Here is an 11458-nt window from a genome sequence, read left to right on the forward strand (position 1 = left end):
CATCCTCCGATACGTCCCCAATCACGTCGAGCGGCTCATCGAGCCGTTCTGCGGTTCCGCCGCCGTGAGCCTCGCCGTCGCAGCGCGGTTCCCGGAGGTCGATCTGCTCCTCAACGACAGCCATCCGGCGCTCATGGCGCTCTGGGAAGCCGTGATGACCTCTCCGAGCGAGCTCGCAGCGGCATACGAACGCCACTGGACAGCCCAGCAGGGACGGGAACAGGACTACTACATCGGCGTTCGGCAAGCGTTCAACAGCGACCCGACGGCAGATCGACTGCTCTTTCTGCTGGCGCGGTGCGCGAAGGCGGCGGTTCGGTACAACCGCGACGGCGCGTTCAACCAGAGCGCGGACCAGCGCCGCAAAGGAGCCCGACCGTCGACGACGCGGCGCCGCATCGACTGCGTCTCGGCGCTCCTGCGCGGGCGCGTTCGGCTCTCGTGCGCGGACTACGCGGACATCGTGCGCGAGGCGGGACCGAACGATGTCGTCTACATGGATCCGCCGTACCAGGGTGCGCGGGGAGCGAGTTCGCGGTACGAACCTGGGTTCGATCACGAGCGGTTCTGCGTCGCGCTCCGCGCGCTGAACGATGCGGGAACCGCCTATCTGGTGAGCTACGACGGGCCCGCGCACGGCAGTCGCCTGCCGGATGACCTCGACCTAACGTGCGTGCGGCTGCGCGCGGGTCGTTCGGCGCAGGGAACTCTCCTCGGACGGAGTGTGGAGACGGTCGAGTCGCTCTACGTATCGCGGTCGGTTGCGCGGCGCTTGGGGTTGCCCTAGTGGCGATGACCATCACGATGGCAGACCGCTAAGCGGATCTCTTGGGCTTACGTTCGAGCGTTTCGCGGGACCCGTCGAGGCGGAGCCACACGGCTTCGGCGCGTACGCGTTCTGCGTAGCGGCTCTCGACGGCGTCGGCACAGCCGAGCACGAGTTCCGGCGTCGCCCCCGCGAGGCAGTCCTCGTGTCCCGTCAGGACGATGCGAGTCACACGGTGACTCTTCACGGCGATGTCGAGCTCGCGCTCGAACCGGTCGAAGAAGCCGCCGCCGCCGGCAATCGAGACGCGGTCAAAGCTACCGTAGCGGATGCCGGAGGCGCGCCGGCCGTAGCGGATGCCGGAGGCGCGCCGGAGCCATTCGACGGCTTCCTGGATGCGCGGATCAATGCAATGGACAAGGCAGACTAGCTCCCCGAGGCCCCGCATGGACGATCCCTTGGGTGGTTAGTCGCTCCGCCGTCCGAGGAGCCCCATCCGCATCAGCAGGTAGAGGATTGTCAGCAGCGATTGGATCGCCGCCGCGACGTAGGTGAGCGCCGCCGCGTTGAGGACGCGCCGCGTTCCGACGATCTCGTCGCCGCGGACGATGCCCAGCCTGCCCACTTCGGCAATGGCGCGGCGGCTCGCGTCGAACTCCACCGGCAGCGTGACGAGTTGGAAGACGGCGATCCCGGCGAAGGCGATCAAGCCGATCATCGCCAGCTCGAATACGCTGAAGAAGAGCCCGATGAAGAAGAGCGGAGCCCAAAGAAACGAGCCGATCTGGACCGCTGGCACGATCGCTGTGCGCAGTGCGAGGGGGCCGTAGCCGTGCGCGTGCTGGATCGCGTGCCCGACTTCGTGGGCGGCGATGCCAACCGACGCCGCCGACGTGCTCTGGTAGACATCAGGCGACAGGCGCAGGACCTTCTTGGTCGGGTCGTAGTGGTCGGACAGGAACCCCTGAACCTGCTCGACGCGCACATCCGAGATGCCATTGGCGCGGAGGATCTCCCGCGCCGCTTCGGCGCCTGACATGCCCGAGGACGTGCGGACCCGGCTGTACTTGTTGAACGCCGACTTCACGCGGAACTGCGCCCAGAGCATCAGTACGAGTGCCGGGCTCAGGAAGAGGAAGTAGAGAGGATCGAAACCGAACATCGTTGGACTCCTTGCCGTCCGATCACTCGACGCGACCTGTCGTCGACGGGCGCGCGTCTCAACCCGCTGCGGCGAGCGTCGGCTCCTCGACGCTGTACCGCAAGATCGTGCCCCACTCGCCCGATATCCATCCCGCTTCGTCCGACACGAAGGAGATATGCGTCAGGCTCACGTGGGTTCCGCTCTGGCGCTTCTGCCACGTATCTCCGCCGTCCCGCGTCTCCAGAATGACGCCGGAGCCCCCGACCGCCCAGCCGTGCGTGTCCGACGTGAACGCGATGTCGTAGAGCGGAACATCGACCCCGGACGGCTGCGCCGACCACGTCTCTCCGCCGTCGATCGTCTGCCAGATGCCACCGTCGGCGCTGACGACCCAACCCACGCGCGCGCTTCGGAACGCCGCTCCTAGAATCCAGATGTCGCCTGGGCCCTTCTGCTCGGCCCATGTCTGCCCGCCGTCGGTCGTCCGGTAGACGGTTCCGCCGTCGCCGGTGACCCATCCGGTGCGCCCGTCGACGAAGTCGACGTCGAAGAGATCACGCGTCGTACCGGGCGACCGATCCGTCCAGGTCTGTCCGCCGTCCGTCGTGGAGATGACCGTGCCGCCGGCTCCCGCCGCCCAACCGACGCGCTCGTTGAGGAACTGAACCGCGAGGAGCGTCGCTCGTACCGGCGTTTCGAGCACCGTCCAGCTCTCGCCGCCGTCCTTAGTATGCACGATCGTGCCCCACTCGGCGACCCCCCAGCCGTGCTTCCTGTTGACGAAGTCCACCGCGCCGAAGCACTCCATCGTCGCGCTGTTCTGTGCTGCCCACGTCCTGCCGCCGTCGCGCGTGGCGAGGATTTCGCCCCGATCGCCCGCCGTCCATCCGCGCTTGGTGTCGGCGAACGATATTCCCGACAAGAGGGTTCCCGTGGCGGACTGTTCGTCCCAGGTCGTTCCACCGTCTTGGGTGTGCAGGATCGTCCCGAACTCGCCGACAACCCAACCCTCCGTAGGGCTCACGAACGAAGCGCCCAGCAGCACCGGATGTCCGCCCTGAATGTTGAGAGGACCTCCAAGCTGATGCGTCCAGGTCGCGCCGCCGTCGATGGAGTGCAGGACGGTTCCCATGTCGCCGACGATCCATGCGTTCTTGGGATCGCCGAAGTCGATGTCGTAGAGCATGAACGAGTGGAGCGGCTCGTCGGCAGACCCCCGCACCTGTCCGTAGACGTTCTCATGGCGTTCGTTGGAGCCGTCGGTGAGGTTCGTCCAGGTGTCTCCCCCGTCGACGGTTGCCAGGATCGCGCGCCGGTCGCCGATCGCCCAGCCCTTCTTCGCGTCTGCGAAGAAGAGCCGGGCGATCTCGATGGCTCCGCCTGCCGCAGCGCGCGTCGGTTGGAGCGACCAACTCTTGCCGCCGTCGGTCGTCCGGTACACGTCGCCGGAGTAGGACGCGATCCATCCCCGGTTCGGATCGATGAAGGTTATGGCGCGGAAGGACTCGTAGCCCAGACCTTGTGCCATGGTGTTCCACGAGGCGCCGCCGTCGGTCGAGCGCAGGACGACTGCGTGGTCTCCCACCACCCACAGGTCGGCGGGCGGGACGACCGCCAGATCGAACAGGGCTTCGTCGGTCCCGATGTCGCGCTTCTTCCAGGTGGTTCCGCCGTCGTCGGTTGCCAGGAGCACGCCCTGGTCGCCGATGGACCATCCGCGTCGCGCATCGACGAACAGGACGCGGCGCAGGGGTCCGTAGTAGCCGCTCTGCTGAGCCGTCCATGTGGCTCCGCCGTCGTCCGTATGGACGATCAGGCTTTCGGTGAGGTCGGAGAAGCGGCTTCCAACTGCCCACCCCGTCTGGGCGTCCACGAAATGGACATCCCGGAAGGTCCCCTCCCATGCCGCCGAGCGGACGACCTGCCAGTGCCCAACCTTGTTCGCAGACGGGTCGCCACGACGGCACGCCACAAAGCCCGACGCGGTCAGAATGGCAAGGGTCGCGATGGTGAAACGGCGCATCGACAGGGTCATCCTCCGCACATGTTCAACAGAAACGCGCGGTTGGGCGGTGACATCAGGTGCATGCAAGCAAACGTCGTGCCCCGCGTCCGGGACGCCCGGGGCGCTCGCATGCACCAGTTCGGGCAATCCGGCTCCCTGTGCAGCACGTCCGTGGACGGCTAACAATAGGCTAGTGACGGGAATCTGAGGAGAGATCAATGCACGACGATATGCTCATGCGCGACGAGGTGCGCAGCGCCGTCGCCAACGAAGGCGTGCGGAGGCCCCCGCTGATGATCCGGATGTGGATCGGCGGCGACTGCTACCAGGCGTACGGCGACCGGCTGCGCCAGTTCGTCGAGACAGTTCCCGAGGATGTCGTCGGAACCGGCTTCCGGGGCCCCGGCGGTTGGGAAAAACCCGACCACGACCCCGATTACCGATGGGCGATCCACGACAAGCCCTCCGATGACGGCCTCAAGGGCATCGACTCGCGACGATTCCTCGCCGATTGGGCAGACCTGGACGAGTACATCGAGCGGATGCCCGACCCCGACCGCGCCGAGTACTTCGAGGACGCGCGGGCAGCCCGCGAGCGCCATCCCGACCGCTACGTCGTCAGCATCGGGTTCTTCTGCTTCTATGAGCGGCTCTGGACCATTCGGGGCATGTCGAGCATCCTCGAAGACATGATGCTGGAACCAGAGAAGGTAACGCGTCTCACGAATGCCGTTCGCGACTACCACCTGAAGGTCATCCGGCGATTTGGCGAGGCGGGCATCGACGCGTTCTACACCAGCGACGACATGGGAACCCAGAACTCGCTCTTCTTCAGCCCGGAGCTCTTCCGCAAGTACCTCAAGCCGGCATACCAGGCGCTCATCGAGGAAGCCCACGCTCACGACATGCAGTTCTGGCTGCATACGTGCGGCAACGTCGAGTCGATCGTCGAGGACTTCATTGAGATCGGGCTGGACGTGCTCCATCCGATCCAGCCCTTCGCAATGGACGCCGAGGACACGGTGCGCCGGTTCGGAGGCAGGATCGGGTTCATGCCGGGCATCGACGTGCAACACCTTCTCCCCCACTGCTCGCCCGAAGCCGTCGTCGACGGAACGCGGGAGTTGATCGAGACGTTTTCGGGACCGGGAGGCGGGATGATCTTCTCGCTGTCGAACGCGATCCACACGGACGTATCGTGCGAGAACATCGAAGCGTTCATGCGGACGGCACACCAGTACGGAGCGGAATACTACGCCGGCATGTCCGGATAGGGAGGACGCGATGGCATCGATGACGCCGAGGGAGCGGGTGCTCCGCGCGATCAACAGCGAGTATCCCGACCGGGTTCCCAAGGAGGCGAGTTTCACCCCGGCGCTGTTCGAGCGCTTCAAGCAGGAGACTGGCAGCACGAACCCGACCGAATACTTCGGGATGGAGATGCGCCACGTCGGGTTCGCCGGGCTCAAGCGCGAGCACTTCCCCGACTTCACCGAGTACCGCCGCCACTTCCCGGACAACGCGAGCCCGTCCGGCGAGTATGGAACCGCGTCGGTCCCCGCCAACTACTTCCACTTCTGGGGATACGTGTTCCCGTTGGTGAACGCGACGACGGTTGCCGAAGTCGAGCGGTATCCCTGGCCCGACGTGCGGCTGGACTACCGCCACGCGCATTTGGAGAGTCAGGTCGAGTCGCTCCATGCGCAGGGCTATCCGGTCATGGCGTTCTGCGGGCACATCTTCGAGACCTCATGGCAGATCACGGGGTTCGAGAAGATGTTCGAAGACATGCAGATGAACCCGGCGTTCGTCGAGGCGGTGCTGGAGCACGTCTGCCAGGACAACTGCTTCCGAGCTCGGCGGTTCGCCCAGGCGGGCGTCGATATCCTCGGAACGGGAGATGACGTTGGGATGAAGCACGGGTTGATGATGCATCCCGACATGTGGCGGAGGTTCCTCAAGCCGCGACTGGCGCGCGAGATCGCTGCTGCGCGCGACGTGAACCCCGACATCCCCGTGTGGTACCACTCCGACGGTGACATCACCACGATCATCGACGACCTCATCGAAGTCGGCGTGACCATCCTGAACCCCGTCCAGCCCGAATGCCTCGAAGTCCACGAGCTTCACAAGCGGTACGGCGACCGGCTCTCGTTCTGGGGAACCATCGGGACGCAGAGCACGATGCCGTTCGGCTCGACGGACGACGTGCGGCGCACGGTCAAGGAGATGATCGAGCTGTTCGCCCCTGGACTGGTCATCGCTCCGACCCATGTGCTCGAACCCGATGTGCCGTGGGACAACGTCCGCGCCTTCTTCGACGCGGTCGAGGAATACGGTCGGTTCGCCAAGTAGGAAGGCGCGCTATGACTGGAATGGAGATCGCCTGGCGGACGCTTAACATGGAGCGCGTCTCCGATCCGTGTATCCTCACGAGCTGGGTGATGAAGCCGGAGTTCTACGAGGAGATCACGGGACGCGACTACTTCTCGGACCCGGTCGGCGTCGCGTTGGACACGTTTCGGCGCGTCGGCGCGAACCTATGCCCTCAACTCGCGCTGCCATACCGTCGGGGGAAGCCCAGCACGGGTGACTGGGAGGCGAGCGACGCCGCGACACGCGAGCGGTGGCAGTCGGCGGAGCAGGTGCGCGACGCCATCGAAGCGCTGCCCGATCCGGCGACGCTCTGGCGCGACTTCAGTGTCGAGCAAGCGCGCGAGGGCTACGCACGATCCATCATGGAGCTCCGCGAGCGCACCGAGGACGACATCCTCTGGATCGCCGGATTCGGACAGTCCGACTTCATGGGAGGATACAGCCGCTGGCGCTACGAGAACTATCTCGAATGCCTGTCCATCTACCCCGACCACATGCGTCGGTACTACGACTACACGGGCGAGCAGGGCTATCTCTATAACCTCGGCGTCGTTGAGGCGATCCAGAAGTACGACCTGGCGCCCTTCGTCTACGGCGGTCAGGACATCTGCTTCAACGAGGGGCCCATCTGTTCCGTCGAGACGCTGCGCGATCTCTACTTCCCTGCCCTGCGTCGCGCGGTCGAGCCGCTGCTGCGGAGCGGCATCCGCATCATCTGGCACTGTGACGGGAACATCCTGCCGATCCTCGACGACCTGCTCGACTTGGGCGTTTCCGGCTTCCAGGGGTTCCAGGAGGAATCGGGCGTCCATCTGTCGACGATGGCAGGCGTTCGCACCAAATGGGAGATGAAGCCGATCCTGTGGGGCAGCGTCTCCGTGACGACAACGCTGCCGTTCGGTTCCGAGGACGACGTCCGACGCGACGTGGAGCGGTGCTTCGACATCGCGGGGCCCGGCGGCGGATTCGGGCTCGCATCGACCAGCTCCATCCTACCCGAGACGCCGACCGGGAACATCCTCGCTATGTACGAGCGCGGGATCGAATACGGCAGGTATGTGCTGGGCGGGTAGTGGTCTGGGCTTATCATGTCGTCGACCGAGCGCCTGTCTTGGCGTTCCACGGGTCCGCCTTGAGGAACGCGTCGAGCATGATGTGCTTCTTCTCGATGGGCACGCCGATCGCCTCGCCGTCTCCGTAGTCGGACAGGATGAACCCGCCGCGCGGCGTCGACCAGTGCTCCAACAGCAGGTGGGCTTCCTCGCGGATCGCGTCGGCTCCGTGGAACGGCAGCGTGTGCTGGATGTCGCAGAGCGACTCGAAGCAGACCCTACCCCGGAACGCCGCGCCCATCTCCTCGATGCCCAGAGCTCGGGGCTGCTGGAGGTTCAGCACGTCGACGCCGGCGTCGATGAGGCTCTCGACGAATTCGTTCACCTTTCCGCAGGAGTGCATCCAGACGTGCCATCCGGCGGCGTGGGCGGCGTCGAAGATGCGCACGTAGCGGGGCTTAAAGAAGCCGTCGAACAGGGCGGGGCTGATGAACGTCGCGATCTCGGTTCCCCAGTCGTAGGAGAACCGGAACCCGGGAGAACCGGAACCCGTGAATCTGTCCGGGGAAGCGCCGCGAGATGTGGTCGATGATCCCCAAATCGAACTCGACGATGCGGTCGGCGAGGTACTCCATCCGCTCCTGGTTCAGGTAGAGGTCGGCAAGCGTCTGCTCGAAGCCGTAGAGCGAATGCATCCGCTCGAAGAGCAGCATGAAAACGCCCGTGGCAATGTACTTGTCGTCGGAGCCTCGGAACCGGTCCGCCATGCCCTCGTAGAACTTGGGATCGTTCGCGTTGGGCCACTGGTAGGTCGCCTCTGCCGACCAGTCCGCCAACGGGTGGCCCTTGACCATGCCCATGTTGGGCATCTCGGACCGCGTCCAGACGCATCCCCACTCATCAAGCGTCTCTCGGAACCGGCGGTCTCCCGTCCCGATCTGATTCCATCCGACGCCGTGGACGTCGTTCATTCCGAGCGAGCCGAAGCATAACGGAAGCCGGTCGGGTTCCTCGAACTCGATCGCCCGCCGGACGACCTCGTAAGGCGTCATCGCCATCTCAGCACCCCCTCTCTGCGGCAGGAGCCGTCGCTCGCCGCCTCGACTAAGGGATTGCCGAGAGCCCAGCCGTTGACAAGTCTCCGACCGCGCGATGACAATGGGCGGGCTTCGGCGGGGTCCCGATCCATCGACCTGTTTCGGCGCGGGAGGAACGCCATGAAGATCACCGACATCAAGACCTACCCGCTTTGGGGCGGCGGACGGAACTTCCTGTTCGTCCAGGTCGAGACGGACGCGGGCATCACCGGCATCGGCGAATCGGGCTTGACGTGGCAGGAGCGCGCCGTCGAGGCGACCGTCGAGCGGCTCAAGCACTGGCTCGTCGGCGAGGACCCGTTCCGCACCGAGCACCTGTGGCAGCTCATGTTCCGCGGCGGGTTCTTCCCGGGCGGGAACGTCCTCTCGTCGGCGATCAGCGCCATCGACCTCGCGCTGTGGGACATCAAGGGCAAGGCGCTCGACCAGCCCGTCTACAACTTGCTGGGCGGGCTCTGCCGCGACCGCGTCGTCTGCTATCCGCACAACGGCGGCGGAACCATCGAGGCGCTCGTGGAGAGCTGCCGCCGCACGACCGATGAGGGCTGGAAGTTCGTCCGATGGGGCCAGCCGGAGACGGGCCCCGCGCAGTTGGAGCCGACGCAGTCGATCCTGACGGCGATCCGACAGGTCGAAGCCGTGCGGGAAGCCCTCGGCGACGAGATCGAGATCACGCTCGACGTCCACACGCGCCTCGACCCGCCGCATGTGATCCAGCTCTGCCGCGCCATCGAACCGTACCGCCCGTTCTTCATCGAGGATCCGCTGCGGGCGGAATCGCCGGGGGCGTACCACGCGCTCGCGCGCCACGTCCACGTGCCGCTGGCGGTCGGGGAGCAGTGGACGAGCAAGTGGGACTTCCGCGAGCTCATCGAAGAGGACCTGATGCACTATTGCCGCGTCGATCTGTGCATCGCGGGCGGCATCACGGAAGCGGTCAAGATCGCGCGGTGGTGCGAAGCGCACTACATCAACCTGGCGCCGCACAACCCGTTGGGGCCCGTCAGCACGGCGGCGGAGCTCCACCTGTGCCTGGCGTCGTCCAACGTCGGCGTGCTGGAGCTGCCGCGCAAGCCGGGGAACACGCTGCCGGATGTCTTCCCGACGCAGATGACGTGGGAGGAGGGCCACCTGCTCGCGCCGTCGGCTCCTGGACTCGGTATCGAGTTCGACCTGGAGGCGGCGGAGCGCCATCCCTACCAAGAAGTCCACGCGCCCATCCTGCGGCGCATCGACGGAGCCCTCACCAACTGGTGACCCGACGGAACGGAGCCTGCACCCATGCCACGTGAATGGCGCAACGACGCGGAGCTCTTCCGGATCGCTCGCGCGGAGCTCTACACGGCGGCAGTCGGTGATGTCCTCGACGATCTGGGGTTCCGCCACCAGTTCCTGCCGTCGGCGATACGTCCGCTCGATCCCGATTCCATGCTCGTCGGACGCGCGATGCCGGTTCTGGAAGCCGACGTGTTCGCACCTCGCGACGCCGCGAACCCATTCGGACGGATGCTCGAAGCGCTGGACGACCTGAAGCCCGATGAGGTCTACATCGCCGCGGGAGCGTCGCCGCGCTACGCCCTATGGGGCGAGATCATGACCGCCGCCGCGATTGCCCGAGGCGCATCGGGCGTCGTCTGCGACGGCTACTTGCGCGACACGAAGGGCATCCTGCGACAGGGGTTCCCCGCCTTCTCGCGCGGGAGTTACGCGCAGGACCAGAAGGGCAGGGGTGAAGTGATCGACATGCGCTGCCGGATCGAGGTCGGCGGCATTGGGATCGACCCCGGCGACATCCTCATCGGCGACATCGACGGCGTGCTCGTGGTGCCCCGTGAAGCCGAGGACGAAGCGCTGACCCGTGCGCTGGCGAAGGCGGGAGCGGAGAAGAACGTCCTCGAAGATGTCCGTCGCGGCATGTTTGCCTCCGAGGCGTTCCGCAAGTACGGTATTCTGTAGCCGCCGCATGGCAAGCCCGCCCAACAGCCAGTCAGCCCACCGGAAGTCGCTGGCGCAAAACGCCCTGTCCCTGTTCGGGGCGCACTTCATCGGCAAGGTCCTGTCGTTCGGGCTGATCGTGTTCCTGCCGCGCTTCGTGTCGGACGAGGAGCTCGGGGCGTACTTCGTCGCGAATGCGGTGACGAGCCTCGTCGGCGTTCTCGCCGAGCTCGGCATGCGCGATCCGCTCATCCGGGAGCTCCACCTGCGTCCGGAGCGGAGCGCCGAGACTCTGGGCGTCGCCTTCGCCTTTCGCGCGACGATGAGCCTCGTTGTCCTGGCGACGTGCGGTCTCGCTGTGTGGGTCGGCGGTTACACCGGGCTGCTGGCGAACCTGATCTGGTTGCTGGGCGGCGCCGAGGTCTTCAACGGGTTCGCCCAGCTTTTCTACATGGTCTTCCGAGCCCGCGAGCGGATGGACTACGAGTCGATCTGCGTGCTGGTGGAGCGGGCAACCGTCGTGGGCATCGGCGGAGGGCTGGTGGCGGCGGGCACGGGCCGCATGTCGCTCTTCGGCGCGGTCGCCTTGGGAGCCGCCGTCGCCAACGCCGCGATTGCCGGCGGGTACGTGATCGGCAGGTTCTCGCGCTTCGGACCGTCGTTCGCATGGAGCCGTTGGCGCTGGTTCGTCGGGCTGCTCGGACCGTTTGCGCTGGCGAACATCCTGAACCTCATCTACTTCCGGATCGATACGATTCTGCTCGAACGATGGAGCGCGCGAAGTCACCAGGCGGTCGCGTGGTACGGCATCGCGTATAGCTGGGTCATGGCGCTAACGATCTTCCCCGGCGCGGTGATGGGCGCGGCGTTCCCGCATCTGGCGCGACTGTCGGCTCCGGACGCCGGGGGCGACGCATCCGACGCGCTCGCGGCGCTCTACCGCCGGGCATGGAAGGTGCTACTGTCGGCGGGGGTCCCGATCGCCGTCGTCACGGCGACGTGCGCTCCTCGGCTGATGCGGTTCTTCTACCCGGCGGAGCTCTATCCCCCCGGCACGGTGGATGCCGCGCTGAGAATCCTCGC

The 11458-nt window shown here is 66.0% G+C and carries 11 protein-coding genes; 7 read left to right on the forward strand and 4 right to left on the reverse strand.

Features of this window, described 5'->3' with window-relative positions; all coding sequences use genetic code 11:
• A partial coding sequence (locus FJZ36_15415) for a DNA adenine methylase (protein MBM3216288.1) occupies nt 1-787 on the forward strand: 787 nt, incomplete at its 5' end.
• Nucleotides 788-815: 28 nt separating this feature from the next.
• Here FJZ36_15415 and FJZ36_15420 read toward each other — a convergent pair.
• The 3 genes from FJZ36_15420 to FJZ36_15430 are packed head-to-tail and all read right to left on the reverse strand — an operon-like array spanning nt 816 to nt 3945.
• Complete coding sequence (locus tag FJZ36_15420; protein MBM3216289.1) at nt 816-1214, reverse strand: hypothetical protein; 399 nt, start codon at nt 1212-1214, stop codon at nt 816-818.
• A gap of 18 nt (nt 1215-1232) precedes the next feature.
• Nucleotides 1233-1928, reverse strand: coding sequence for a zinc metallopeptidase (locus tag FJZ36_15425; protein ID MBM3216290.1), 696 nt, complete (start codon nt 1926-1928; stop codon nt 1233-1235).
• 58 nt (nt 1929-1986) lie between these two features.
• Nucleotides 1987-3945, reverse strand: a complete 1959-nt coding sequence (locus tag FJZ36_15430) for a hypothetical protein (GenBank protein ID MBM3216291.1) — start codon at nt 3943-3945, stop codon at nt 1987-1989.
• Nucleotides 3946-4133: 188 nt separating this feature from the next.
• Here FJZ36_15430 and FJZ36_15435 point away from each other — a divergent pair, with 188 nt between their 5' ends.
• From FJZ36_15435 to FJZ36_15445, 3 genes are read left to right on the forward strand one after another with little or no spacing between them, the layout of a single operon-like run.
• A complete protein-coding gene (locus FJZ36_15435) occupies nt 4134-5189 on the forward strand; it encodes a hypothetical protein (GenBank protein ID MBM3216292.1) in 1056 nt (351 codons plus the stop codon).
• Nucleotides 5190-5208: 19 nt separating this feature from the next.
• Nucleotides 5209-6270, forward strand: coding sequence for a hypothetical protein (locus FJZ36_15440; protein ID MBM3216293.1), 1062 nt, complete (start codon nt 5209-5211; stop codon nt 6268-6270).
• An 11-nt stretch (nt 6271-6281) separates the two neighbouring features.
• Nucleotides 6282-7364: a hypothetical protein gene (locus FJZ36_15445; protein ID MBM3216294.1), complete on the forward strand. Its 1083-nt coding sequence runs from the start codon at nt 6282-6284 to the stop codon at nt 7362-7364.
• A gap of 13 nt (nt 7365-7377) precedes the next feature.
• Here FJZ36_15445 and FJZ36_15450 read toward each other — a convergent pair whose 3' ends face one another.
• Nucleotides 7378-7944: a hypothetical protein gene (locus FJZ36_15450; protein MBM3216295.1), complete on the reverse strand. Its 567-nt coding sequence runs from the start codon at nt 7942-7944 to the stop codon at nt 7378-7380.
• 616 nt (nt 7945-8560) lie between these two features.
• Here FJZ36_15450 and dgoD point away from each other — a divergent pair.
• The 3 genes from dgoD to FJZ36_15465 all read left to right on the forward strand — a co-directional run.
• Nucleotides 8561-9697, forward strand: coding sequence for a galactonate dehydratase (gene dgoD, locus FJZ36_15455; GenBank protein MBM3216296.1), 1137 nt, complete (start codon nt 8561-8563; stop codon nt 9695-9697).
• 24 nt (nt 9698-9721) lie between these two features.
• Entirely contained in the window at nt 9722-10396 is a 675-nt protein-coding gene (locus FJZ36_15460; GenBank protein ID MBM3216297.1) for an RraA family protein, read from the forward strand.
• Nucleotides 10341-11458 (forward strand): hypothetical protein (locus tag FJZ36_15465; protein ID MBM3216298.1); only part of this gene is annotated, 1118 nt, incomplete at its 3' end. The genes FJZ36_15460 and FJZ36_15465, both read left to right, overlap by 56 nt.

The sequence above is a fragment of the Candidatus Poribacteria bacterium genome, assembly GCA_016866785.1.
In the GTDB taxonomy this organism is placed as follows: domain Bacteria; phylum Poribacteria; class WGA-4E.

What these genes read in the sequence shown, in the direction of transcription:
- FJZ36_15420 (MBM3216289.1), bottom strand. Translation starts at nt 1,214, where the DNA reads ATGCGGGGCCTCGGGGAGCTAGTCTGCCTTGTCCATTGCATTGATCCG.
- FJZ36_15425 (MBM3216290.1), bottom strand. Translation starts at nt 1,928, where the DNA reads ATGTTCGGTTTCGATCCTCTCTACTTCCTCTTCCTGAGCCCGGCACTC.
- FJZ36_15430 (MBM3216291.1), bottom strand. Translation starts at nt 3,945, where the DNA reads ATGACCCTGTCGATGCGCCGTTTCACCATCGCGACCCTTGCCATTCTG.
- FJZ36_15435 (MBM3216292.1), top strand. Translation starts at nt 4,134, where the DNA reads ATGCACGACGATATGCTCATGCGCGACGAGGTGCGCAGCGCCGTCGCC.
- FJZ36_15440 (MBM3216293.1), top strand. Translation starts at nt 5,209, where the DNA reads ATGACGCCGAGGGAGCGGGTGCTCCGCGCGATCAACAGCGAGTATCCC.
- FJZ36_15445 (MBM3216294.1), top strand. Translation starts at nt 6,282, where the DNA reads ATGACTGGAATGGAGATCGCCTGGCGGACGCTTAACATGGAGCGCGTC.
- dgoD (MBM3216296.1), top strand. Translation starts at nt 8,561, where the DNA reads ATGAAGATCACCGACATCAAGACCTACCCGCTTTGGGGCGGCGGACGG.
- FJZ36_15460 (MBM3216297.1), top strand. Translation starts at nt 9,722, where the DNA reads ATGCCACGTGAATGGCGCAACGACGCGGAGCTCTTCCGGATCGCTCGC.